Origin of the sequence: Methylobacterium komagatae (genome assembly GCF_042661665.1) — a bacterium.
Classification (GTDB): Bacteria; Pseudomonadota; Alphaproteobacteria; order Rhizobiales; family Beijerinckiaceae; genus Methylobacterium; species Methylobacterium komagatae.
In genome coordinates, this window is sequence record NZ_JBHSWN010000001.1 from 1,424,717 (window position 1) to 1,448,293 (window position 23,577).

The 23,577-nt window shown below is 68.5% G+C and carries 22 protein-coding genes, 1 tRNA gene and 2 pseudogenes; 14 read left to right on the forward strand and 11 right to left on the reverse strand.

Translation table 11 applies throughout. The annotated features are described in order from the left end of the window. Window positions 1-29 precede the first annotated feature (29 nt). Genes bioB through ACFQE0_RS06900 form a run of 3 tightly spaced genes read right to left on the reverse strand, consistent with a single transcriptional unit; the run spans window position 30 to window position 3,724 of the window. The gene (gene bioB, locus ACFQE0_RS06890) at window positions 30-1,031 is read right to left on the reverse strand and encodes a biotin synthase BioB (protein ID WP_378968281.1); all 1,002 of its coding nucleotides are present in this window, start codon (window positions 1,029-1,031) and stop codon (window positions 30-32) included. Between the two features lie 47 nt (window positions 1,032-1,078). Further along, window positions 1,079-1,954, reverse strand: coding sequence for a fumarylacetoacetate hydrolase family protein (locus tag ACFQE0_RS06895; protein ID WP_378968283.1), 876 nt, complete (start codon window positions 1,952-1,954; stop codon window positions 1,079-1,081). A 33-nt stretch (window positions 1,955-1,987) separates the two neighbouring features. Continuing rightward, window positions 1,988-3,724, reverse strand: a complete 1,737-nt coding sequence (locus ACFQE0_RS06900; RefSeq protein WP_378975337.1) for a PHA/PHB synthase family protein — start codon at window positions 3,722-3,724, stop codon at window positions 1,988-1,990. A 263-nt stretch (window positions 3,725-3,987) separates the two neighbouring features. On the opposite strand from ACFQE0_RS06900, the gene ACFQE0_RS06905 reads away from it, so the two are divergent. The 4 genes and pseudogenes from ACFQE0_RS06905 to ACFQE0_RS06920 all read left to right on the forward strand — a co-directional run bounded on the left by ACFQE0_RS06905 (window position 3,988) and on the right by ACFQE0_RS06920 (window position 6,461). Next, window positions 3,988-4,365, forward strand: a complete 378-nt coding sequence (locus ACFQE0_RS06905; protein WP_378968285.1) for a hypothetical protein — start codon at window positions 3,988-3,990, stop codon at window positions 4,363-4,365. A 99-nt stretch (window positions 4,366-4,464) separates the two neighbouring features. Then, window positions 4,465-5,683: pseudogene (locus tag ACFQE0_RS06910) on the forward strand (LL-diaminopimelate aminotransferase). A 135-nt stretch (window positions 5,684-5,818) separates the two neighbouring features. After that, window positions 5,819-6,031, forward strand: a complete 213-nt coding sequence (locus ACFQE0_RS06915) for a hypothetical protein (RefSeq protein ID WP_378968287.1) — start codon at window positions 5,819-5,821, stop codon at window positions 6,029-6,031. Between the two features lie 73 nt (window positions 6,032-6,104). Then, complete coding sequence (locus ACFQE0_RS06920) at window positions 6,105-6,461, forward strand: hypothetical protein (protein WP_378968289.1); 357 nt, start codon at window positions 6,105-6,107, stop codon at window positions 6,459-6,461. Window positions 6,462-6,478: 17 nt separating this feature from the next. On the opposite strand, the gene ACFQE0_RS06925 is transcribed toward ACFQE0_RS06920, so the two are convergent. Next, window positions 6,479-6,814, reverse strand: coding sequence for a DUF3140 domain-containing protein (locus ACFQE0_RS06925; protein WP_378968291.1), 336 nt, complete (start codon window positions 6,812-6,814; stop codon window positions 6,479-6,481). Window positions 6,815-6,913: 99 nt separating this feature from the next. Continuing rightward, window positions 6,914-8,011 (reverse strand): S-methyl-5-thioribose-1-phosphate isomerase, encoded by a 1,098-nt coding sequence (gene mtnA / locus ACFQE0_RS06930; RefSeq protein WP_378968293.1) that lies wholly within the window; start codon window positions 8,009-8,011, stop codon window positions 6,914-6,916. 155 nt (window positions 8,012-8,166) lie between these two features. On the opposite strand from mtnA, the gene ACFQE0_RS06935 reads away from it, so the two are divergent. Then, on the forward strand, window positions 8,167-10,794 hold the full coding sequence (locus tag ACFQE0_RS06935; RefSeq protein ID WP_378968295.1) for a DNA translocase FtsK: 2,628 nt from the start codon (window positions 8,167-8,169) through the stop codon (window positions 10,792-10,794). Window positions 10,795-10,892: 98 nt separating this feature from the next. Next, window positions 10,893-11,375, forward strand: coding sequence for a hypothetical protein (locus ACFQE0_RS06940; protein WP_378968297.1), 483 nt, complete (start codon window positions 10,893-10,895; stop codon window positions 11,373-11,375). Here the strand turns inward: ACFQE0_RS06940 and ACFQE0_RS06945 are convergent. The 4 genes from ACFQE0_RS06945 to ACFQE0_RS06960 form a co-directional block, all read right to left on the reverse strand. Then, the gene (locus ACFQE0_RS06945) at window positions 11,372-12,568 is read right to left on the reverse strand and encodes a pyridoxal phosphate-dependent aminotransferase (RefSeq protein WP_378968299.1); all 1,197 of its coding nucleotides are present in this window, start codon (window positions 12,566-12,568) and stop codon (window positions 11,372-11,374) included. The two genes, ACFQE0_RS06940 and ACFQE0_RS06945, sit on opposite strands and share 4 nt — an antisense overlap. Before the next feature lie 15 nt (window positions 12,569-12,583). Then, the gene (locus ACFQE0_RS06950; RefSeq protein ID WP_378968300.1) at window positions 12,584-12,946 is read right to left on the reverse strand and encodes a hypothetical protein; all 363 of its coding nucleotides are present in this window, start codon (window positions 12,944-12,946) and stop codon (window positions 12,584-12,586) included. A gap of 621 nt (window positions 12,947-13,567) precedes the next feature. Continuing rightward, window positions 13,568-13,652: transfer RNA gene (locus ACFQE0_RS06955), tRNA-Leu, on the reverse strand. 114 nt (window positions 13,653-13,766) lie between these two features. Beyond that, on the reverse strand, window positions 13,767-14,099 hold the full coding sequence (locus tag ACFQE0_RS06960) for a FliM/FliN family flagellar motor switch protein (protein ID WP_378968302.1): 333 nt from the start codon (window positions 14,097-14,099) through the stop codon (window positions 13,767-13,769). Window positions 14,100-14,140: 41 nt separating this feature from the next. Between ACFQE0_RS06960 and lipB the strand changes: the two genes are divergently transcribed. Beyond that, window positions 14,141-14,854, forward strand: a complete 714-nt coding sequence (gene lipB, locus ACFQE0_RS06965) for a lipoyl(octanoyl) transferase LipB (RefSeq protein WP_378968304.1) — start codon at window positions 14,141-14,143, stop codon at window positions 14,852-14,854. 19 nt (window positions 14,855-14,873) lie between these two features. Here the strand turns inward: lipB and ACFQE0_RS06970 are convergent. Continuing rightward, a pseudogene (locus ACFQE0_RS06970) lies at window positions 14,874-16,912 on the reverse strand (carbohydrate porin). Window positions 16,913-17,424: 512 nt separating this feature from the next. Here ACFQE0_RS06970 and ACFQE0_RS06975 point away from each other — a divergent pair. The 4 genes from ACFQE0_RS06975 to ACFQE0_RS06990 are packed head-to-tail and all read left to right on the forward strand — an operon-like array spanning window position 17,425 to window position 20,646. Further along, entirely contained in the window at window positions 17,425-17,997 is a 573-nt protein-coding gene (locus tag ACFQE0_RS06975) for an iron transporter (RefSeq protein ID WP_378968306.1), read from the forward strand. Between the two features lie 4 nt (window positions 17,998-18,001). Beyond that, entirely contained in the window at window positions 18,002-18,343 is a 342-nt protein-coding gene (locus tag ACFQE0_RS06980; RefSeq protein ID WP_378968308.1) for a cupredoxin domain-containing protein, read from the forward strand. 38 nt (window positions 18,344-18,381) lie between these two features. Beyond that, window positions 18,382-19,788 carry a 4Fe-4S binding protein gene (locus ACFQE0_RS06985; RefSeq protein ID WP_378975339.1) on the forward strand — a complete coding sequence of 469 codons (1,407 nt, stop codon included), beginning with the start codon at window positions 18,382-18,384 and terminating at the stop codon, window positions 19,786-19,788. 33 nt (window positions 19,789-19,821) lie between these two features. After that, a complete protein-coding gene (locus ACFQE0_RS06990) occupies window positions 19,822-20,646 on the forward strand; it encodes an FTR1 family iron permease (RefSeq protein WP_378968310.1) in 825 nt (274 codons plus the stop codon). A 7-nt stretch (window positions 20,647-20,653) separates the two neighbouring features. Here ACFQE0_RS06990 and sseA read toward each other — a convergent pair whose 3' ends face one another. Next, on the reverse strand, window positions 20,654-21,496 hold the full coding sequence (gene sseA, locus ACFQE0_RS06995) for a 3-mercaptopyruvate sulfurtransferase (RefSeq protein ID WP_378968312.1): 843 nt from the start codon (window positions 21,494-21,496) through the stop codon (window positions 20,654-20,656). Window positions 21,497-21,594: 98 nt separating this feature from the next. Here sseA and ACFQE0_RS07000 point away from each other — a divergent pair, with 98 nt between their 5' ends. From ACFQE0_RS07000 to ACFQE0_RS07010, 3 genes are all read left to right on the forward strand, one after another. Beyond that, complete coding sequence (locus tag ACFQE0_RS07000) at window positions 21,595-22,080, forward strand: GcrA family cell cycle regulator (protein WP_378968314.1); 486 nt, start codon at window positions 21,595-21,597, stop codon at window positions 22,078-22,080. A 61-nt stretch (window positions 22,081-22,141) separates the two neighbouring features. Next, on the forward strand, window positions 22,142-22,735 hold the full coding sequence (locus ACFQE0_RS07005) for a nitroreductase family protein (protein WP_378968316.1): 594 nt from the start codon (window positions 22,142-22,144) through the stop codon (window positions 22,733-22,735). Between the two features lie 67 nt (window positions 22,736-22,802). After that, window positions 22,803-23,561, forward strand: coding sequence for an SHOCT domain-containing protein (locus tag ACFQE0_RS07010; RefSeq protein ID WP_378975341.1), 759 nt, complete (start codon window positions 22,803-22,805; stop codon window positions 23,559-23,561). Window positions 23,562-23,577 lie beyond the last annotated feature (16 nt).

The following is a 23,577-nucleotide window of genomic DNA, read 5'->3' on the forward strand; positions in this document are numbered from 1 at the left end:
CTGATCTGACTGATCGAGGGGGTGGCCGGCTATTCCGCCGCGACGCGAGTCTCGACCGCCACCCGGATGCCGAGATCCGCGAGGAGGGCCACGTCGGCATCCTCGTCCGGGTTCGCCGTGGTGAGCAACCGATCCCCGTAGAAGATCGAATTCGCCCCGGCCAGGAAGCACAGGGTCTGCGCCTCGCGGCTCAAGGCCCGGCGACCGGCGCTGAGGCGAACGCGGGAGCGGGGCATTACGATGCGCGCCGTGGCGCACATGCGCACCATCTCGAACGGATCGACCGGCGCGGCGGCATCGCCGAGCGGCGTGCCCGCTACCGGCGCCAGGGCGTTGATCGGCACGCTCTCGGGGTGCGGTGCGTGGTTCGCCAGAACCTGCAGCATCGCCACCCGGTCGCTCGACTCCTCGCCCAGCCCAATGATGCCGCCGCAGCAGACGCCGATGCCCGCCTCGCGCACCCGCTCCAGGGTCGCCAGCCGATCCTCGTAGGTCCGGGTCGAGACGATCTTGTCGTAGTAGTCGGGCCCTGTATCGAGGTTGTGGTTGTAGGAGGTCAGGCCTGCCTCGGCGAGGCGCTCGGCCTGGCTCGTGGTCAGCATGCCGAGGGTGACGCAGGCTTCCATGCCGAGCCCGCGCACGCCCCGCACCATGGCGAGCACGGCGTCGAATTCCGGGCCGTCCTTGGGCTGGCGCCACGCGGCGCCCATGCAGAAGCGGTGCGCCCCGGCGGCCTTGGCGGCGGCAGCTTCGGCGAGCACGGTCTCGACCGGCATCAGGCGCTGGCGGGTGAGGCCGGTTTCCTTGTGGTGGGCCGATTGCGAGCAGTAGCCGCAATCCTCCGGGCAACCGCCGGTCTTGATCGAGAGCAGCGAGGCCCGCTGGATGTCCGCGGGGTCGTTGTAGCGGCGATGGATCGTCGCCGCGCGGAACACGAGGTCCATCAACGGCGCGTCGTGGATCGCGCGGATCTCCTCCACGGTCCAATCGTGGCGGATGTCGTCCCGGAGGCTCAGGGCAGGCTCGCTCATGGCTTTTTCTTGCAAGCCTTGGCCGGGAAAAATCAAGTCCCCGATCTTCAGGACCCCGCAGCGGCCCGCGCGGTCCAGGCGTCGAAGGCCACCACCTTCTGGCGCTGCTCGCCGAGCCCTTCGATGCGCAGCACCATCTCGTCGCCCTCCTTCAGGTAGGTCGGCGGATCCATGCCGAGCCCGACGCCGGGGGGCGTGCCGGTGGTGATGACGTCGCCCGGCTCCAGCAACATGAAGTGCGAGCAATAGGCGACGATCTGCGCCACATCGAAGATCATCGTCGCCGTCGAGCCGGTCTGTCGGCGCTGCCCGTTCACGTCGAGGCTCATCGCAAGGTTCTTGAGGTCCGGGATCTCGTCCAGGGTGACGAGCCAGGGGCCGAGGGGTCCGAAGGTCGGGGCGCTCTTGCCCTTGGTCCAGGTCGGCCCCCGGTTCATCTGCCAGTCGCGCTCGGACACGTCGTTGCAGATGCAGGCGCCCGCCACGTAGTTCAGCGCCTCGTTGGCGTGGACGTAGCTCGCCGGGCGGCCGATCACCACCGCCAGCTCCACTTCCCAATCGGTGCAGGACGAGCCCTTGGGCAGGATCACCGTGTCGTTCGGCCCGCACAGGCTCGACGGGGCCTTGTTGAACACGATCGGCTCGGACGGGATCGGCGAGCCGGTCTCGGCGGCATGGTCGGCATAGTTCAGGCCGATCGCAACGACGTTGCGGGTGCCGCCGACGCAGGGTCCGAGCCGCGTGCCCTGCGGCAGGAGCGGCAGCCGCTCCGGGTCCACCAGCTTCAGCCGAGCGAGGGATTCGGGCGAGAGCGCCGGCCCGCAAATGTCGCGCACGAGGCCGGACAGGTCGCGAAGGCCTCCCTTCGCATCGACGAGACCGGGCCTCTCGTCTCCGGGGGCGCCGTGGCGGATCAGTTTCATGCTCCGACCTCTCTGCTCGGGCGTCCGGGCCCGTCAGGACCGGACGCGAACGTAGGTGCCCGGTGCCGGGCCGAGGGAGGGCAGGGCGCCGCCGCCGGGGCTACGGGCGGGCACCCGCTCGGGCGCCTGCGCCTCCATCCAGCGGAGCCAGTAGGGCCACCACGAGCCCGGCGTCTCGACGGCCTGCTCCAGCCATTCCTCGAACTTGCCCTTCACCGGGCCACCGGTCCAGAAACCGTATTTCGGCTTGGCGGGCGGGTTGACCACCCCGGCGATGTGGCCGGATCCCGCGAGCACGTAATCGACCGGGCCGCCGAACCGCTTCGAGCCCTTGAACACGGACAGGGCCGGGGCGATGTGGTCCTCGCGGGTGGCGAGGTTGAAGACCGGGATCTTCACCCGCTTCAGGTCGAGGCGCACGTTGCCGATGACCATCCGCCCCTTGGCGAGGTTGTTCTCCAGGTAGCAGTTGCGCAGGTAGAAGGAATGGTTCGCCGCCGGCATCCGGGTGGCGTCTGAATTCCAGTAGAGCAGGTCGAAGGCCGAGGGTGCCTTGCCCTTGATGTAGTTGTTGACGACGTAGGGCCAGATCAGGTCGTTGGGCCGCAACATGTTGAAGGCGTTGGCCATGCGCGCGCCTTCGAGATAGCCGCGCTCCTCCATGTTCTTTTCGACCTGCCGGATCTGCTCCTCGTCGGCGAAGACCTTCAGGTCGCCGGCATGGGTGAAGTCGACCTGCGTGGTCAGAAGCGTCGTGCTGGTGATGCGCTTGCGGCCGGTGGCGGCCTGCATGGCGAGCGTCACCGCCAGCAGCGTGCCGCCGACGCAATAGCCCGCCGCCGCCACCTCGTTCTCGCCGGTCGCGGCGCCGATCGCGTCGATCGCCGCCTCGATTCCCTCGTTCATGTAGGATTCGAAATCCTTCTCGGCGTGCCGCTCGTCCGGGTTTACCCAGGAGATGCAGAACACCGTCAGCCCCTGGTCCACCATCCACTTGATGAAGCTCTTCTGGGGGTTCAGATCGAGGATGTAGAACTTGTTGATCCACGGCGGCACGATCAGCAGAGGGCGCTTGAACACCGTCTCAGTGGTGGGCGCGTACTGGATCAGCTCGATCAGGTCATTGCGGAACACGACCTCGCCCGGCGTCACCGCCATGTTGCGGCCGACCTCGAACCCTGACGGATCGGTCTGGCGCACGCGAAGCGACCCGTTCCCGGCCGCCATGTCCTCCTCGTACATCTTGAGGCCGCGCACGAGGTTGGCGCCGTTCTCAGCGAGGGTGTGGCGGATCAGTTCGGGGTTCGTCGCCAGGAAGTTCGACGGCGAGAGCATGCTCGTCACCTGCCGCAGGTAGAACTGCGCCTTGTGCCTTGTGTGCTCGTCGATGCCCTCGGCATCCTCCACCAGATCCTCCGCCCAGCGGGTGGCGATCAGGTAGCCCTGCTTGATGAAGTCGAAATACGGGTTCTCCGACCAGTCGGGATGGGCGAAGCGATTGTCGCGCGGCTCCGGCGCGGCCACGGGGGGCGTCTGCTGCCCTTGCAGCTTCTGATAGGTCGAGCCCCACAGGGTCAGGAATTCCTGCGACAGGCGCGTCTGCGCCTCCACGGTGCGGTTCGGGTCCGTCAGCCAGGATTCCGCGACCTTGCCGAGGGTGCGCACCATCTCGCCCACCTCGGCGGAGGGGCCGACCTGCGTTTCGGGCTTCAGGTAGCGGGCTGCGCTGCGGCCGAGCGCCTCGACAAGCTGACCCGCATTGCGGGACATCGCCTCGAAATCAGGCAGGGCGGGCGCGTTGGCCTCGACGGTCGCCGTGGAATCGCGCGCGGCCTTCTCCGTCGCCTGCCTTTGCTGCGGGCTTGTCACCGGGCTGCCTCCCTGGACCGCTATCGCCCGCCTGTGGTGACGGACCTCGTTTCCGCTACATTAAGGAGTGAGCCGGAGGTTTCGCCACCCCGGTGCGGGGTTCCCCGCGACATCCGACCCATGTTCTCATCGCGCAAACGATATCGCGCGCGGGAGGATCCTTCATGACGACCGCCCTGCGACACTGCCTCGTCCTCGCCTGTCTCCTTGCCCCGCTCGGCGCCTGTTCCGGCGACACCGTGCGCACGCTCGCCGCCGATGCAGGTTATGGGCCTCGCAAGGTCGATGCCCCCGATTTCGTGACGGGCTCGCGCCCGAAGGAGACGCCCGACTTCATGGCCGTGGGTGTGGATGCGCCCAAGCGCACCATCCGCGCCAAGAATGCCGAGGGGCAGAAGGCGCTCGAATCCGAATTGGAGAATGCCCGCGGTCGCAACGTCGCCCGCGGCAAGGCCGCCGAGAGCGCGGCCAAGGGCGTCGCCAAAGGCATCGCGCCGCCGCCGGATCCGGCGGGCAAGCCCGCCTCGTCCGCGCCGCAGTGACTGATTTTTAAGGGTCGGCGAGCGAGTCCGGCTCTGCTATACGCAGCGGTTCGCGCCCTACAGGGACCTCACGAAACGGGTGCGCCCATGGAAACGCCGATGACCGACTTTCACCGCATCAAGCGCCTCCCGCCCTACGTGTTCGAGCAGGTGAACCGGATCAAGGCTGCCGCCCGAGCTAACGGCGCCGACATCATCGACCTCGGCATGGGCAATCCGGATCTCGATGCGCCCCGGCACGTCATCGCCAAGCTGTGCGAGACCGCGGGCCGTCCGCGCACGGACCGCTACTCCGCCTCCAAGGGCATCGCGGGCCTGCGCCGTGCCCAGGCCGGGTACTACGCCCGCCGCTTCGGCGTGAAGCTGAACCCCGACACGCAGGTCGTGGCGACGCTCGGCTCGAAGGAAGGCTTCGCCAACATGGCCCAGGCGATCACCGCGCCGGGCGATGTGGTGCTGGTGCCGAACCCGAGCTACCCTGATCCACGCCTTCGGCTTCCTGATGGCGGGCGGCGTCATCCGCTCGGTTCCCGCCGAGCCGACGCCCGCCATGTTTCCGGCCCTCGAGCGCGCCATGCAGCACTCGATCCCGAAGCCGGTGGCGCTCGTCGTCTGCTATCCGTCGAACCCCACGGCCTATGTCGCCGGGCTCGATTTCTACAAGGACCTCGTGGCCTTCGCGAAGAAGCACGAGCTGATCCTGCTCTCCGACCTCGCCTATGCCGAGGTCTATTTCGACGGCGAGCCGCCGCCCTCCGTGCTGCAGGTGCCGGGCGCCATGGATTGCACGGTGGAGTTCACCTCCCTGTCGAAAACCTACTCCATGGCCGGCTGGCGCATGGGCTTCGCGGTGGGCAACGAGCGCCTTCTGGCGGCGCTCACGCGGGTGAAATCCTATCTCGATTACGGTGCCTTCACGCCGATCCAGGTGGCGGCCACTGCTGCCCTCAACGGGCCGGACGATTGCATCCACGAGATGCGCTCCATCTATAAGAAGCGCCGTGAGGCCCTGGTCGATTCCTTCGGCAAGGCGGGCTGGAAGATACCGGCCCCGGCCGCGTCGATGTTCGCCTGGGTGCCGATCCCCGAGCGGTACCGCTCCATGGGCAGCCTGGAATTCTCCAAGCTCCTTCTGGAGAAGTCCGACGTGGCGGTCGCCCCCGGCATCGGCTTCGGCGAGCATGGGGACGATTACGTCCGCATCGCCATGGTCGAGAACGAGCAGCGCATCCGTCAGGCCGCGCGCAACCTGCGCCGGTTCTTCGATGCGGCGGACAAGTCCCTGCACAACGTCGTGCCGATCGCGAAGGCGGTCTGAGCCCGCACGAGCCCTGTGGCCATCCGGCGACAGGGCTCGCCAAAGGGTTGTTCTCCCCAGCGGCGGCGCTTGTCAGGCGCCGCCTGCCTGCGCAGGGTTCGTGCGGGGGTATTCCGTCCCGGTCCCGAGAGCCGCATGCGCCGTCTGTCCACCATCGCTGCCCTGCTGCTCGCTGCTGCTGCCTCGGCTTGCGCGCCCAATCCTATCATCGCGCGGGATCCCGTTCCGGCCCCCGGGCCGACGGATGCCTATGCCTGCCAGTCGCGCCCGCTGCCGCTGAACGCCTTCACCACGGGCTGCCGTCCGGTGCCGACCTCGCCGCCGGTCGTCCTCCAGTCCCGCGGCTGATCCACCGGGTCGCGTTTGTCCGGGGCGGCCGATCTGCTACGCTCCCGCCCCAGTTGAGTGACCGGAGCATCGCGTGAGCCTCTCGATCCGCAAGGCGTTGTTCGCCGCCCTTCTTGCCCCGGCCGCCTGCGCCGGGAGCGCCTGGGCACAGGACGTTCCGGTGCCGGTGCGTCCGCAGGGATTCGTCTTCGTGGCCCCCGACGCGCCGAGCGTGCTCGAAGGCACTCTCCTCGGCCCCGTGGCGCCCGCGAATCGTCCCGATCTCGTCCAGCCCGCCGTTCCGGTGGCGCAGGTGATGAATGGCGGCGGCTTCGGGCTGACCGGGTTCGACTATTACCACGACCAATATTCCGAGGGGCGCCTCGGCCAGCGCAAGCGCCCGAAGGAATACGTGATCGCCCCCGCCTGGATCGTGCCGCCGCGTTACTGAGCGGGGGGAGGGCAGCCTCAATCCTTCAGCGGATCGTGGCCCCAGTTCATGAGTGACAGCCGCCAGGGCGAATCGGGATCCTTCCGGGAATCCCCGCCCTGCTTGAGGTGGCGGTGCACGTAGCCGACCACCTTCTTCATGGCAGCGTAATCGTCGTCGTCGAGATCGGCCTTCTTCTTGTCCTTGATCTCGAGGATGCGGCGGCCCATCGCGTGGCCGGTGGATTCACCGCCACTCTTCTTCTGGCCGACCTCCTTGCTCTCCTCGCTGTCGAGGTGCTTACGCAGGGCGGCCGGCGTCATGTTCACCGCCTCCTTGAACTCGTCCCAGATCGCTGCGTGATCGTCCGACATCGGCCTCGCCTGTCCGCTGGAAAAAGGATCCAGCGGGCAACGCCCGATGCCCGGTACGGTCCCCGCGATGCGCCGCCGCAGGGTCAGGCAGCTCGCATGTCAGGCGGCTTGGCGCCGCTCGGGGTACAGGCCGAGCAGCCCCTCCGCGCTCGCCTCGCAGACGCCGCGCTCGGTGATGATGCCGGTGACGAGCCGGGACGGCGTGACGTCGAAGGCCGGGTTGGCGACGGGGCTTCCAGGGGAGACCACCTGCACGGTGGCGAAGCCGCCATCCTCGGTGCGCCCAGTGAGATGCGTCACCTCGCGGGCGTCGCGCTCCTCGATCGGGATCTCGGCGACACCGTCGCGGAGGGTCCAGTCGATCGTGGAGAAGGGCAGGGCGGCGTAGAACGGCACGCCCGTATCCCTGGCGGCGAGGGCCTTCAGGTACGTGCCGATCTTGTTGCACACGTCGCCCTCGGCGGTCGTGCGGTCGGAGCCGACGATGCAGAGATCGACCTCGCCGTGCTGCATCAGGTGGCCGCCGGCATTGTCGGCGATCACCGTGTGCGGCACCCCGTGGCCGTGAAGCTCGAAGGCGGTAAGCGCCGCGCCCTGGTTGCGGGGCCTCGTCTCATCCACCAGCACATGCACCGGCACGCCGTTCTCGTAGGCATCGTAGATCGGGGCCAGGGCCGTGCCCCAATCGACGGTGGCGAGCCAGCCCGCATTGCAATGGGTCAGCACCCGGATCGGCCGCCCCTTGGCCTTATGCAGGTCCGCGATCAGCCGTCCGCCATGGGCGCCGATCGCCCGGCAACTCGCGACATCTTCCTCGGCGATGCGGCCCGCCTCGGCGAAGGCACTGGCGAGCCGCTCGCCCGGCTGGACTTGGCGGAGGGTGGCGGCGACGCGGTCGAGCGCCCAGCGCAGGTTGATCGCGGTGGGCCGGGTAGCGGCGAGCGTCGCGCAGGCACGGTCGATCCCCTCCAGTGAGGCATCCTCGCGCATGGCCAAGGCCAGGCCATAGGCGGCGGTGACGCCGATCAGCGGGGCCCCGCGCACGATCATGGTGCGGATCGCGACCGCCGCGTCGTCCAGCGTGGCGAGGCACTTCAATTCGAAGGCGAAGGGCAGACGCGTCTGGTCGATGACCTGGACGCTGACGCCGTCCGTGTCGGCGAAGATGGTGCGATAGGGACGGCCGTCGATGTTCATGGGGCGGGATGTGCCACAACGGGACCCGCTTTGCACGCGCCCGAAGACGGGACTGCTTCGTGCGCGTCCACTCAAGCCTTCCTCAACCTTAGCCGGTCGTTAAGCCCTCTCTGCCAGCGTCACCGACGAGTCCTTCGTTCTGCGTCCGGTCCCGCATGCGCTCGCTTCGCCGCCCCGCGTCGCCCTACGAGACGTTCGTCGATGGTGTCCGCCCCTTCCTGGGTAAGCGCCTGACGGAGCTCGGTGGGCTCGTGCTGTTTACGGCCGCCGTCGCAATGACGGTGGCGCTGGCCACGTGGTCCGTCGAGGACCCGAGCCTGAACCATGCCACCGAGCATGCGGCCCACAACGTGCTCGGCCAGCCGGGCGCGGTGATCTCCGATCTCGCCATGCAGTTGCTCGGCCTCGGCTCGCTGGCCTTCGTGCTCCCGCCGGCCCTGTGGGGCGTGCGGCTGATGCGCGAGCGCGACCTGCCCGGCGGCGGTGCGCGCATCGCCCTCTGGATCATCGGCTTCTGCGCCGCGAGCGCGGTAGCGAGTGCCCTGCCGCCCACCGCCCGCTGGCCCCTGCCCACCGGACTCGGCGGCGTCGCCGGGGACGGGCTGCTCCATATCGTCCGCCGCATCCTCGGCAGCATGTTCTCCGGCCTCGCGCCGCTGTCCGGCTTCGGTTTCGCGGCGATCGCGATCCTCTGCCTGACGGGCGCCTGCCGCTTCGTCCCCGCCGAGGAGGAGAGCCCGGAAGAGCTTTACCCCGCCCGTCGTGCCGCCGATCGCCACCGTGATGTCCGCGAGGGCGACAGGGACGAGCCCGGCCTCGGCCTCGTCGGCATCGGTGCCGTGGCGCAGGGGCTGATGCGCGCCCGCGCCTCGGTCGCCGAGCGGGTCGAGGGCTGGCGCAGCGGGAAGGGCGAGGATCTCGATGGCGCCTCTCCGGCGCTCGCCGCCAAGCGCGCCTTCTCCGATTCCGACCTGCCCTGGGCCGATCATCTCCCCGAGGCCGAGCGTGGCGCCCCCAAGCGCCGCGAGCCGGTCTTCGACGCGGGCCCGCGCGCCGAGCCGGACCGCCCGGCGCCGATCCTCCACGACGAGGACGATATGAGCGAGCCCGAGCCTGTCGCGGCCGTGCCCGCCGCCCGCGCCGTCGCCTCGCGGGTGGCGCCGCCGCCCTCGGGGCCGGCCCCCGCCCGGCGGCCCGTCGCGCCCCCGCGCGAGCCGCATGAATATGAATTGCCGGCTCTCGATCTCCTGGCCGAGACCCGCGGGCCCTCTCAGGCGAGCCTCGTCTCGGCCGATTCCCTGGAGCAGAACGCCACGCTCCTTGAAGCGACGCTGGGGGATTTCGGCGTGCGTGGCGACATCCTCGCCGTGCGGCCGGGCCCGGTCGTCACGCTCTATGAGCTGGAGCCCGCCCCCGGCACCAAGTCGAGCCGCGTCATCGCCCTCGCCGACGACATCGCCCGCTCCATGTCCGCCGTCTCGGCCCGCGTCGCCGTGGTCCCGGGCCGCAACGCCATCGGCATCGAGCTGCCGAATGCCCGCCGGGAGATGGTGTTCCTGCGCGAGCTCCTCGCCTCCGAGGACTTCGTGGACACCAAGCACAAGCTGGCCCTGTGCCTCGGCAAGAATATCGGCGGCGAGCCGATCATCGCCGACCTCGCGCGCATGCCGCACCTGCTCGTCGCCGGCACCACCGGCTCGGGCAAGTCGGTGGCCATCAACACGATGATCCTCAGCTTGCTCTATCGGCTGAAGCCGGAAGAGTGCCGCCTGATCATGGTCGATCCGAAGATGCTGGAACTGTCCGTCTATGACGGCATCCCGCACCTGCTCTCCCCCGTCGTGACGGACCCCAAGAAGGCGGTCATCGCCCTCAAATGGGCCGTGCGCGAGATGGAGGAGCGCTACAAGAAGATGGCCAAGATCGCCGTTCGCAACATCGACGGCTACAACGCCCGCGTGGCCGAGGCCGCCGCCCGCGGCGAGGTTCTGACGCGCACCGTCCAGACGGGTTTCGACCGGCAGACCGGCGAGGCGGTCTACGAGGACGAGGAGATGGATCTCGCGCCGCTCCCCTACATCGTGATCGTGGTCGACGAGATGGCCGACCTGATGATGGTGGCGGGCAAGGACATCGAAGGGGCGATCCAGCGGCTCGCGCAGATGGCGCGCGCGGCGGGCATCCACCTGATCATGGCGACGCAGCGTCCGTCGGTGGACGTGATCACCGGGACGATCAAGGCGAACTTCCCGACCCGGATCTCCTTCCAGGTGACGAGCAAGATCGACTCGCGCACGATCCTCGGGGAGATGGGCGCGGAGCAACTGCTCGGCCAGGGCGACATGCTGTTCATGGCCGGTGGCGGTCGCACGACCCGCGTGCACGGCCCGTTCTGCTCGGACAACGAGGTCGAAAGCGTGGTCGCCCACCTGAAGCGCCAGGGCCGCCCGAGCTACCTCGAAGCCGTCACGGCGGATGACGAGGAGCCCGGCGACCAGGGCGGCAAGGGGAAGGGCAAAGGCGCGGCGTCCGCCGATCTCGACATCGACGGTGCGGTGTTCGACGCGGGATCCTTCGGCGAGACCGGCGGCGACCTCTACGATCAGGCGGTGCAGGTGGTGCTGCGCGACCAGAAAGCCTCGACCAGCTACATCCAGCGTCGTCTCCAGATCGGCTATAACCGCGCCGCCTCGATCATGGAGCGCATGGAGACGGAAGGTCTCGTCGGCCCGGCGAACCACGCCGGCAAGCGTGAGATCCTTGTGGAGGGTGCAGCGGTCTAAGGCGCCGTCGCTTCGCGCTCATCCGATCGGGCGCGATGCCGCGTTTGCCGGCCAAGGCCAGCAATCTATGTTGCCGGGGCTGACCGGAGCCGGATGCCATGCGCAGGCTGCTGAAGTTCCTGCATACGATGGGCTCCATCGGCCTCATGGGGGCGATGGCGACCTTCCTGGTCCTGTTCTCCGTTACGCCGCCAACCTCGGAACTGGCGGGCTACGCCCTGATCCGGGGCGCCATGGGCGCAGTGGCGACGTGGATGTTCCTGCCCTCGCTCGCCCTCGTTCTGATCGCGGGCCTCCTCGCCATGGCCTTGCACCCGGTCTACCGCATCGCGGGCTGGGCGTGGCTCAAGCTCGCTACGGGCGTGCTGATGTTCGAGGGCGGGTTCGTCTACATCCAAGGTCCGATGCAGCGCGAGGCCGCCATGAGCGCGGCGGCGCTCGCCGGAAAGCTCGACCCCTCCGCCCTCGGCGCCTCCATCGGGCCGGAGCGTAACAGCCTCTGGGTGCTTCTTGCGGTGGCCGTCGCCAACGTGGCCCTCGGCATCTGGCGCCCGCGCATCCTGCGCCTGCCCGTGAGCTAGCGTCCCAGCAAACCGGTGATCCGGCGGACGGCCTCCCGCGCGAGACCGGGGCTGATCGCGTAGCATAGCCGCACGAAGCCCTCGCCCTCGGGGCCGAAGGCGGTGCCCGGCGCGACACCGACTTTCGCTTGGTCCAGCAGGCGAAGCGCGAGAGCGAGGCTCGCCTCTTCCTCGACCAGACGCGCCATGAGGTAGAACGCCCCCTCCGGCGGGGCGATCGAGGCCCCCGGCAATTGCGACAGTCCCTCGATCAGAATGGCGCGCGCCTCTGCGCATCGCTCCACCATGGTGCGGATGAAGCCGTCTCCCTCATCCAGGGCCGCGACGGCGGCGTGCTGTACGAAGGTCGGGATCGAGGTGGTGTTGTATTGCCCGAGCTTCTCGAAGGTCCTGGCGAGACCCTTCGGGTAGATCAGCCACCCGGCCCGCCACCCGGTCATCGCCCAATTTTTCGAGAAGGTGTTGGTGACGATCAGCCGGTCGTGCTCCGTGCAGATCTGCAGGAAGGACGGCGCGATGGGCCGATCATAGGTGAAGTGCGCGTAAACCTCGTCCGAGAGGATCCACAGACCGCGCGCCCGGACGAGGTCGCGCAGCGCCACCATCTCGTCCTGCGGCATGATCCAGCCGGTGGGGTTCGAGGGCGAGTTGACCACGATCACCCGTGTGCGCTCGGTCAACGCCGCCTCGATATCGGCGAGAGGCAGGGAGAAGCGGCCCTGCGTATCCACCCGGTAGGGGACCGGGACGGGCACGCCGCCTGTGATCCGCACCGCCTCGCCCATGTTCGGCCAAGCGGGGGAGGGGATGACGATCTCGTCGCCGGGCTCCAGCAGGGCCTGGGCGGCCTGCATCACCGCGTTCATCCCGCCTGCCGTCACCGCGAAGCGGTCGGGCGGGATGTCCACGCCCCAGTGGCGGGCATGGTAGGCGCCCAGAGCCTCCCGAAGGCGCGGCAGCCCCAGCGATGTCGCGTAGCGCGTATGCCCCGCCAGCATCGCCCGGTGGGCCGCTTCCACGATGAAGGGCGGCGTCGGCAGGTCGCCTTCGCCGATCCAGAGCTTCACCACATCGGGATCGTCCCGCCCGCGATCCGCGACGAGGCCGATCTGGCTCGTGCGGATGCCACGCATGCGTGGGGAAAGCAGACCGGAGGCGTCCTGCGTCTCCGGCCCCGTGGCCAAGCGATCCATCGAGGGGACGATCCGCTACCAGCAGGAACGGGGCAGGCGGGCCTTCCACCGCTGCCCGGCGGGCAGGGCGGCGCGCCCGGTCCGGTCGGTCCGCACCGGGAAACGCGGCGTGGCGTGCTTCGGCTCGGCGGCCACCGGGGCGGCGGTCCTCGCGACGGGGGCGGGCGGCGCAGGCGGGGGCGCCTGGATCGTCACCTCCGCCTTGACCGGGGCCTGACGGGGCGCAGGCGCGGCGCGGGGCTTCACCCGGCGGACGCGGGGCAGCGGCGGCTCGGCGACCTGAACCTCGGGCTCCGGCTCGACCATGACAGGCTCGGGCGGAGCCATGATGTTGGGAAGGATGCGCCGCGCCGTCACCGGCTCGACGGGCGTGGTCACCGCGGCCCAGGGATCGAAGAGGGGACGTGCCGCCTCATCGCTTTTGAACTGGGGGCGAGGTGTTGGTGGCACTCGCTTTGGGATCGCGATGGAATTGCCATCACGATTGCTGCCACGGGATTCGACGATGAAAGGACGCCGCACACGAGGGTGGCGCATGGACAGGATGATCTCGAGGAAAGAGGGTAAGATCCACGTTTTCGAAGCGTGGGGCACCGCTCGAGCTTCGTGGTACCGGAACAAACTTTGAAGAAGTGCTTGCGTAAAATCAAGCCGCCCAACTCTCGAAAGCACAGAATAAATCTATCGTTCGCTTTCGGGTGCCTCGAACGAGCTATTTGTGATCCGGTCGGGCTTCGTTGCGAATCTGGTGGGAAAAGTACGTGCGGTCGGCTGCTTTGATCGCAGGAGCCGCATGAAACTGCCAGAAAAGGCGGACGGAAGCGCAATAAGCCCCGCCCATCGGCTTGAGCTGGCGATAAGATGGGCAAGCCCATGAGGCCCCAGCACCACGCTGGGCTTTGCTTCGATCGCGATATGTTGATGATCTTCGTTTCGCGGCTCTCGACGGTCATCCGCCGGTATTCGCCGCTGTCAGGCACCAACTGTGTCGAGAACAGTTGGTGCGGCCAAGAGGACTCGAACCTCCACCCCTCGCGGGACTAGCACCTCAAGCTAGCGCGTCTACCAATTCCGCCATGGCCGCATCGGATAAGACCGAGGTCCGTCCGATCACTCCGTCGTCCCGCGCCCCGGAGGGCGTCGCGTCGTCCGGCGCGGGAGGCGATAACAGATCGCTTCCGCCCCGACAAGCGAATGTTCAAGCTGCGAGCGGTCCCTCGTCGAGGAAAGGTGCCGCGCCGTCGCCGATGGTGACGGTCGGATCGATGATGGCGGCTTCCTTGCGGATGAGTTCCGTCACCTCCACGGAGATGCGGTCGCCGGTCACGACGATCTGGCCCCTGGCCACGGGGTGGTCGTTGGCGAGAATTTCGACCATGTCGGCATCCGAGGCATCGAGGGCGATGACGGCACCGCGGCCCATGCGCAGCAGCATGTGCAACGGCATCCGTGCCCGGCCGAGCACGACGGTGAGATCGACCTTGAGGGTCTCGAACACGCCCACGCCCAAACCGACCTTGCCACCGTTCATCCGGAATGATCAGGAGACTGTCCCTCGATGATGGTGAAGTCTTGGTAAACGCCGCCCGCCTCGCGGTCTCCCCGGCCGCCTTTCTGCCCGTTCCCGGCTCGCCCCCCGTGGCATGGCGCGTGAGCGAGGGGCTCGTCGACTACGCCGAGGCGGTCGCGCGGATGGAGGCGCGGGCGGCGGCGATCGCGGCGGGGAGCGAGCCGGAATGCGTCTGGCTGCTGGAGCATCCGCCGCTCTACACGGCGGGCACCTCCGCCCGCGTCGAGGACCTCGTGGCGCCGGAACGGTTCCCGGTCTTCCCGAGCGGGCGCGGCGGGCAATACACCTATCACGGGCCCGGCCAGCGGGTAGCCTACGTGATGCTCGACCTTTCCCGCCGCCGCACCGACCTCCGGGCCTATGTGGCGAGCCTGGAGACCTGGCTGATCGCGACGCTGGAGGCGTTCAACGTCCGCGCCGAGCGGCGCGAGGACCGGGTCGGCGTCTGGGTTCGGCGGCCGGAGAAGGGCGCGACCGTCGAGGACAAGATCGCCGCCATCGGCATCCGCGTGCGCCGCTGGGTGAGCTTCCACGGCATCAGCCTGAACGTCGAGCCGGATCTCACTCACTTCACCGGCATCGTGCCCTGCGGCGTGCGTGAGCACGGCGTGACGAGCCTCGTCGATCTCGGCCTGCTCGTAAGCATGCCAGAGGTCGACATGCAGCTGCGCGCGGCGTTCGAGGCGGTGTTCGGGGAAACGGTCGTCGAGGGCTGAGGCCGGCCGATCCTCGTCCTCAAAAATCCGCGTGGAGCCGCGATGCGAAGAAATGCGCCGGCCCTCGATCACGGTTGTAACCGGGGTTAGTCACGAACTGATAATCGAAGGTCAGCGTCACGAACTTCGTGAGGTTCAGGGCGTAATAGCTCTCGAGCACGCGCTCGGTGCCGTAGCGGAGTTGGCCGTCGCCGATCAGCAGGCCGAAATAGCCGTTGGCGAAGGCCGCGCGGTGCGAGGGCGTGAGGCCGTTCATCGCCGCGCCGAGGCCCACCGTGTCGTCCGGCCGGTCCCAGGCCTTGCCCTTCAGGGAGAGGCCGCCCGAAAAGCTTTGATCGATATCGGTGAAGGAGATGTTCTCGGTTCGCCCGTCGCCGATGCTGGCGCGGGCGAACAGGCCGAGCTCCGGCGTCAAAGCCTGTTCGAGGTTGACGTAGCCACCGCTCTTGCGGCGCGGACGGCGTGTCAGCGTCGCCGCATCGTTGATGTCGCCGAATGCACCCAACTGCGTGAGCGTGACGATGTCGCGGTAATTGGCCGAGTTGCCGACATTCGAGAACAGGCCGATGCGGACCTTGCCCGGCTGGTCGAGGATCGGAAGCACGTGGCGCTCCTCGAATTCGATGTTGAGCCCGGCGCGCTCGAACACGCGAGGATCGAGGACATCGCTCGACGGCTGCTTGGGCACCTGCGTGTAGGCGGCACGGACGGCAAATTCCGGCCGGTTGTATTCGGCGTAGACGCCCTGCGTGAAGCCGGGAAGGTTGGCCGGGAAATCCCAGGCCGAGGCGCCCCACAGCGACCAGTTGAAGAAATCCACCCGCGGGTCGTGGGCGTAGACGTTGCCGTCGAAGAAGTCGCCCAGCGCGAACTTGCCCGCGATCAGGGTGATGCGCTCCGCATCGTAGCGGGTGGCGACCTGGTTCGGCCCGTCCGGCACGTCCACGGTCTCGCCGCCGAGACCGATCGTCTGCTTGATGTAGTAGCGGTTGGAGCGCAGCTTCGGGAACGGCGCGCCCGCCTTCTGCGCCTCGCCGTTGACGAAGCCCGCGACGCCGAGCGTCCGCGACAGGCCGAAGCCCTGGCTGAACTCCGGGTTGTAGTAGAGCCCGTACCCTCCGCGAGCTTCAGCCCGAGGAAGATCGTCGCCGTCGTGGTCTGGCGTGCCTGATGCGGCACAAGGCTCTGATCGCCGAGATAGGGCGAGCGGAAACCCGGCACCCCTTGGGCGATCAGGGTGGTCTGCCCATGCAGGGAGAACCTGTCGGAGGTGGCCGTGTCGGGATCGTGAGGCGCGGTCTCGTCGAGGTCCGGGGCCAGTTTCAGGCCGCCCGGAAACCACATGAGCCGCAGGAACATCTGGTTCGAGGTGAAGCTCGCGCGGCTCGAGACCGGCCCGAGGCCCGGCACGCTGCCGAGCGCGAAGCGCGGGCTCTCGCCGAGATCGACGTAGCGGTAATCGAGCCCCAGGGCGAGGGTCTCGGAGATCGCGTATTGCACCCCCGCGCCGAGGGTGAAGCCGAGGAAGCTCAAGTCCCGCCGGGCGGTGTTGAGCCCGCCGGTGCCGAGATCCGGATAATTCGCGATCAGCCGCGCATTGGCCCCCGCGAGGCCGAAAGTGGCGTAGACGAGGTAGCGGTCGAAGCTGTAGCCGAGCCGCCCGCGCAGGGTGCCGTACACATCCGTCTTGGCGCGGATGATGTCGAAGGCAGGGTCGATCGCCTCGTAGCCGAACCCGGCGATGGTCGATGGCACCGGGCGCTTGAGGTTGGCCGCATCGATGGCGGCTTCGATGCCGTAGAGCCACGGGCCGTTCTGCCAGTTCCAGCCCGCATAGGCGCCGCCCAGCGCCGTGGTGGCCTCGCGCGCCCGGTCGCTGCGGCCGGTGGAATCGCCCGACTTGAAGGCCGGCACTCCGCGACCGCCGACCGTCGACGGCCCGAAATTATAGGCGCCGTAGGAGCCGCTGGCGCTGCCCTCCAGGCCGAGATACGGGCCCGACCAGTCGGTGTAAGGGGGAGCCGCCGCGGTGGGCGCCCGGGCAGGATCGGCTGCCATGGCGGCGCCGGGCCACGCGGAGCCCGCGACGGCAACGCCAGCGATGAGACGGCGCAGGCCCGTGCCGCGAGCGGCGGAGCCCGCCGTCGCGTGCGTCCGGAGTGCGTCCGCCCCCTTCCTGCTCATCCCGTCGTCCTCGCCAACGCCCTGATATAGCACTTGCTATAAAGATGATGCTTAGCGATGCCTTTGGGAAAGGGCAAGGCGCATGGGCTGCCTTTCCCTGCTCCGTCGGCCTCGCTCATCATGGACCATCATCGCTTCATGACGACACCCGGGTGACACGCCCGTGTTGATCCCTGGGGACAGGATCTCGTGCCTGAATCCGGCGACGGCATGCCACAGCCATGCGGCGAGTGCTCTTCACGTTGAGGATAGATGCGAAAACTTGCACACTTCTCTGATGCCGCGGATGACGACTTCCGGAGATGGTGTTCTTTGGAACTATTATGATTTGATTGTACGGCGGAGGGACTTTGAACTTTGGCCGGACGGGCTTATGTGGCGCAACCATGCGCGCCATCGCCCCCTTCCGCCTCGCCCGACTCCGCCTCCCTCTGGTGGCCTCGTCCCTGCTGATCGCCGTCGCCACGGCGAGCGCGAAGGAAGTGCCGATCGGCCCTCACCTGACCAAGAACGGGCTTGAGGTCGCCGCCGTCTATCTTCAGCCCATCGAGATGGACCCGCCGGACATGATGCGCGCCGCCGCGCAATCCGACATCCACCTCGAAACCGATATCCGCGCCGCCAAGGATAATCGCAACGGCTTCGCAGAGGGCGATTTCGTGCCCGCCCTCGACGTACGCTTCAAGCTGGTGAAGCTCGATGGCGACAAGCCGACCGATCAGAAGGTCGAGGGCATGCTGATGCCGATGGTGGCCAATGACGGCCCCCATTACGGCGACAACGTCAAGCTGTTCGGGCCGGGTCGCTACCGCCTCACCGTCTTCGTGGCCCCGCCCGGCAAGAACAGTCATTTCGGGCGTCACGTCGACAAGGAGACGGGGATCGGCCCGTGGTTCGACGCCTTCGAGATGACCCAGGACTTCACCTTCGCCGGCACCGGCAAGAAGGGCTCCTACTGACAGGATGAACGCTCCCGTGATCGCGCGCCTCGCCGTCTCCGCCCTTCTCCTGCTGTGCGCAGGCGCGACCGCTCGCGCCGAGGATATGCCGGTCATCAAGGTCGAGATGCGCGACGGGGTCATCCTGCCCGCGATCATTGAGGTACCCGCCAATACGCGCTTCAAGCTGGAGATCTCGAATACTGGGCAATCGCCTGTGGAGTTCGAGAGCCTCGAACTGAAGCGCGAGAAGGCACTCGCTGCCGGTTCGACCTCCTCGATCGTGTTCCGCACGCTCGATGCGGGCAGCTACGACGTATTCGACGATTTCCATCCGGAGGCGAAGGCCAAGCTGGTGGCCAAGTGAGTGTAAGAGCGGGCGGATCGATAGCCGGCGACGTCTCGCTGGCCCCGGGCGTTCCGGCGCCGGTCCGGACTCGCGCGCTCGATGCCGGGCTCGCGCGGCTTGGGGACTGGCTGCGCGCCCATGCGGGTTCCATCCGCGCGGTGCAGTGGATCGTGGTGGCGGTCTACATCCTGCTGGTGGCGGTACCCGCCTTCCTGCCCCTGCCCGACAACGCCCAGCACATCTGGACCAACCTGACGCTCGCCGCGCAATTCGCGTTCTGGGGCATCTGGTGGCCGTTCGTGCTGGTGAGCATGGTGCTCGTTGGCCGGGTCTGGTGCGGGGTGTTCTGCCCTGAAGGCGCGCTCTCGGAAGTCGCGAGCCGGTGGAGCCGCGGTTATGCGGTGCCCCGCTGGATCACGTGGAGCGGTTGGCCGTTCATCGCCTTCGCGGGCACCACGGTCTACGGCCAGATGACGAGCGTCTACGGCTATCCGAAGCCCGCGCTCGCGGTGCTCGGCGGCTCGACCCTCGCGGCGATCGTGGTCGGCCTGCTCTATGGCCGCAACAAGCGGGTCTGGTGCCGCTATCTTTGCCCGGTGAACGGGGTGTTCGCGGTGCTGTCGAAGCTCGCCCCCCTGAGCTTCCAGGTCGATCGCGCCGCCTGGGCGGCGTCGCCGAAGCCCGCGCGGGGCGCGGAGAGCTTCAATTGCGCTCCCCTCGTGCCGGTGAAGACCATGCGCGGGGCGGGCGCCTGCCACATGTGCGGGCGCTGCTCCAGTCACCGGGGCGCGGTGCGCCTCGCCCTGCGCTCGCCCAACCGCGAGATCGTCCACGTGGCGGGCGACGAGCCGTCTTGGGAGCAGACCAGCTTGATCCTGTTCGGCATGCTGGGTCTGGCGGTCGGCGCCTTCCAATGGTCGTCGAGCCCCTGGTTCCTCGACATGAAGCAGGTGGCGGCGACGTGGCTGATCGAGCACGGCATGACATGGCCGCTCGAAGCCTCCGCCCCCTGGTTCGTGCTGACCAATTATCCTGATCGCAACGACGTGATGACGCTCCTCGATGGGGCGGTCCTGCTCGTCTATATCGGCGCGGCGACCGTAGTGCTCGGCCTGGGCCTCGCCGCCCTCGTCGCCCTGGCCTCGCGCGCCCTCGGGCCGTTCTCCCTGAGGCGCTTCCACCATCTCACCCAGACGCTGATCCCGATCGCGGGCTGCGGCGTCTTCCTCGGCCTCTCGGCACTCACCGTCACGTTCTTGCGCGGGGACGGGATCGTCGTGCCCTACGTGGCCGAGATCCGCGCCACGTTGCTCGCCGGGGCGGCCCTGTGGAGCACGTGGCTCGCGTGGCGGGTCGCGGGGCTCTCGGCGGGCGGTCTGCGCCGCGCGGTGGCGGCTTCCTGCATCGCCGGGGCCGCCACGGTCTCGGTGGCCAACTGGGTGCTGCTCTTCTGGATCTGGTAGCGCGGGTTCCGCGCCAAGCATGGACATCGCATCATGATCGGTGCCTTCGTCATCGCCTTCCGCGAGGTCATCGAGGCGGGCCTCATCATCTCCATCGTGCTCGCCGCGACGCGGGGCATTCCCGGCCGGATGCGCTGGGTGTTGCTCGGCGTGGCGGGCGGGCTCGGCGGCGCGGCTCTGGTCGCGCTGTTTGCCGAGAGGATTTCCGACGCCTTCGAGGGCAGCGGGCAGGATATCCTCAACGCGGCGGTGCTGATCGTCGCGGTCATGCTGCTGATCTGGCACAACACCTGGATGAGCAAGCACGGCCGCGAGATGGCGGGCGAGCTGAAGGCCGCCGGTGAGGCGGTGCGCAGTGGCCAGCGGGAGGCTGCGGCGCTCTCGATCGTGGTCGGCGCGGCGATCCTGCGCGAGGGCGCGGAACTGGTGCTGTTCCTCTACGGGCTCGTGGCCTCGGGCACCTCGGGGGCCGACATCCAGTTCGGCGCGCTGGCCGGTGTCGGCGCGGGAATTGTCCTGTCGGCGGTGAGCTATCTCGGCTTGGCCTCGATCCCCGCCCGCTACGTCTTCACGGTCACGAGTGTGCTCATCACCTTCCTCGCGGCGGGCCTCGCCTCGCAGGCGGCGCAGTTCCTCGCGAATGCGGGCGTGATCGAGGTTCTCGGACGCACCGTGTGGAACAGCTCGGCCCTGATCGCCGAGAATTCCTGGACCGGCCGCGTGCTGCATGCCCTCGTCGGCTACACCGACCGTCCGACCGCCCTGCAGCTCGCCGTCTACGTCGCCACCATCGCGGTGATGGTGGCGCTGATGCAGTGGGTCGCTGCCGACAAGCGCCGGGCGGTGCGGACGGCTTGAGGCGGGCTCAGCCCTTCTCGACGGGGCGCTGCGGATCGGCGCCCCATTCGGACCACGAGCCGTCGTAGAGGCCGCGGGCCGGGTGGCCCATCGTCTCCAGGGCGAGGCTGATGATCGCCGCGGTCACGCCCGAGCCGCAGGTGGTGAGCACCGGGCGGCGCGGATCGACACCCGCCGCGGTGAAGACTTCGGCCAGTTCCTCCGGGCTCTTCATGCGGCCCTCGCGTTGGAGCGAGGCGTAGTGGAGGTTCTTCGCCCCCGGCATGTGGCCGGGGCGGACGCCGGGGCGCGGCTCCGCCTCTTCGCCTCGGAACCGGGGCGCGGAGCGGGCATCGACCACCTGGGCCGAGCCGGTTTCGAGGGCACGGGCGATGTCGCCCGCATCGGCCACCGCGCCGTTGTCGAGGCGCGCGGTAAAGTGGCGGCGCTCGCGCGGCTGGGCCTCACCCTCCTCGGTCGGATATCCGGCTGCGATCCAGGCAGGGAGGCCGCCGTCGAGGACCAGAGCATCGCGCATGCCGAAGGTCTTCAGCATCCACCAGACGCGCGGCGCCGAGAACAGGCCCATCCCGTCGTAGATCACCACCTGCTGTCCATCGCCGATGCCGAGCGCCCGCATCCGGGAGGCGAAGACCTCGGGCCGGGGCATCATGTGCGGCAGGCTCGATTCGGTGTCGCTCATCGCGTCGAGGTCGAAGCGGATCGCGCCGGGGATATGGGCCTCCCGGTATTCCGCCTCCGGGTCGCGGCCGGCGGCGGGCAGGTACCATGAGGCGTCGAGCACGACGATGTCCGGCGCGGAAAGACGCTCGTACAGCCAAGCCGGCGTCACGAGGGGCTGGTGCGTCATGGTGGCTCTCGTCTCCGAAGTTCGCCCGAGCAAACCACAGGGCGGCGCTTGATGCACCCCGGGGGCCGCGTCAGGGCGCGCGAACCGGGCGATCCGTCATGCGGCGCCCGCGAGCTACGCATCCGCCACTGTGGTCAATTGCGTGCAACGCAGGACGCCCTTGTTTTCAAGGCGCTGGACCCCAGCTACGACACTACCATGACAGCTCTGCGCCGGTCGCGAACCGGCTCCACGCGGGGGCAGGAGCATCACGCTGCCGTTTACGGCCGGGCTGCCCCGCACAGCGGCAGGGCGTTCCAGCACCGCAAGACACAGGGGCGGCCAAGCGGTCGCCGTTCAGGACACGACCGATGAACCAACTCGTCCGCATGTCGCAGATCGGGGAAGCCGAGAACATTCAGGAGCCGTCCGCGGAACTGCGCGTGCCCTTCGCCCAGTCGGGCGCCTTTGTGTGCAAGTACATCATCGGCGAGCCGAGCGATCAGGCGATCTGCTGCGGCGCGCCTGTGCAGGATGGCAAGAGCTGGTGCGCCTTCCATCGCCGCATCGTGTTCGAGCCCGCCCGCCCCGGCCGGATCCGCTGATCGCACTGCAGCGATTGCATCGCGGGGTTCGCCTCGGGCATGATCGGCCACCACACCGGAGATGCCCACCTTGACCGAGCCCCGCCAGCCCGACCACGCGATCGACCCCCTCTTCATCGAGCGGCACTCGCCCCGGGCCTTCACCGGAGAGGCGGTGCCGGAATCCGAGCTGATGCGGATGATCGAGGCGGCGCGCTGGTCGCCTTCGGGCTATAATTCGCAGCCCTGGCGTTTCCTCTACGCGCTTCGCGACGACGCTCACTGGCAGACGTTCTTCGATCTCCTCGTGCCCGGCAACCAGAAATGGGTGGCCGATACGGGGGCAATTCTGTTTCTCGTCTCCAACGCGCGCATGAAGGTCGGCGACGAGTTGAAGCCGTCCTACAGCCATTCCTTCGATACCGGGGCGGCGTCGCTCGCCTTCCAGTTGCAGGCGATTCGCCAGGGCTGGCACGCCCACGGCATGACCGGGTTCGACCATGCCCGCGCGCCGGAGGTGCTGCGCCTGCCCGAGCATCACCGCATCGAGGCGGCCTTCGCAGTCGGCCGCAAGAAGGCGCCCGCCGACCTCACCGAGGAGCAGCGTCCGCGCGAGGCACCGAACGGTCGCCGTCCGATCACCGACTTCGTGGTCGCCGGCCCGTTTCCGGGCTGAGGCGTCACGGTCCGGGTTCGTGCCCGTGTCGGTCTTCTCACTGCTCAAGATTTTTCTGGACGATGCCATGATGCGGATGGACGGGCCCGGTTCGGACTTTCTCGACGGAGGCGGGTTCGACCACGCCTCCGGCCTGCAGACCGTCGCGGATCGCCATGGGGTGAGCCTGGATGCGGTGCGCCATCTCGTACAGGCGCTGGAGCGTGGGCACGGACGGATGGCGCAGTTCGACCATCCGGATCTCGGGGGCATGGGCCAGTGGAGCGCGGGCGGCATGACCATGGTCGGCCGCATGTTCGATGATGGGTTGCGGGCCAAGGTTGCCTCGCTCTGCGCCGAACTCGCCTCGACCCTCCCGGCCGAGGGTTTCGCCTCCGGCGCGACCCCATCCGGCGTGTGGTGGCCGGACGATCTCGGGCGCCCCTCCGCAACGGGATCGCAGAACGGGATGCGCTACGCCTATTTCCCCCAAAGCCGCCGTCTGGCGGTCGAGGAGCCGTCGGGAACGGTCGTCTACGATACGGATGGCCACGACATCACGGGCGTGTCGCAATCCAACGGTGCCTTGAGCTTCACCGGCTCGGCGGGCGCGGTGGCCTTGAATGCCCTGAGGCGGGTCGATCCGGCCCAGTCTGCGCCCCGGGCCGAACCACAGCCACAGGTTCAGCCGCAATCACCCCTCGCGCCCCCTGCATCCCCTGCGCCGTCGCAGGGCTCGGGCGATGTCCTGTCGACGATCGAACGCCTCGCCGATCTGCACGCCCGCGGCGTGCTCACGGCGCAGGAATTCCAGGCCAAGAAGGCCGAGTTGCTGGCGCGGCTCTGAGCGATACCGCGCCTTC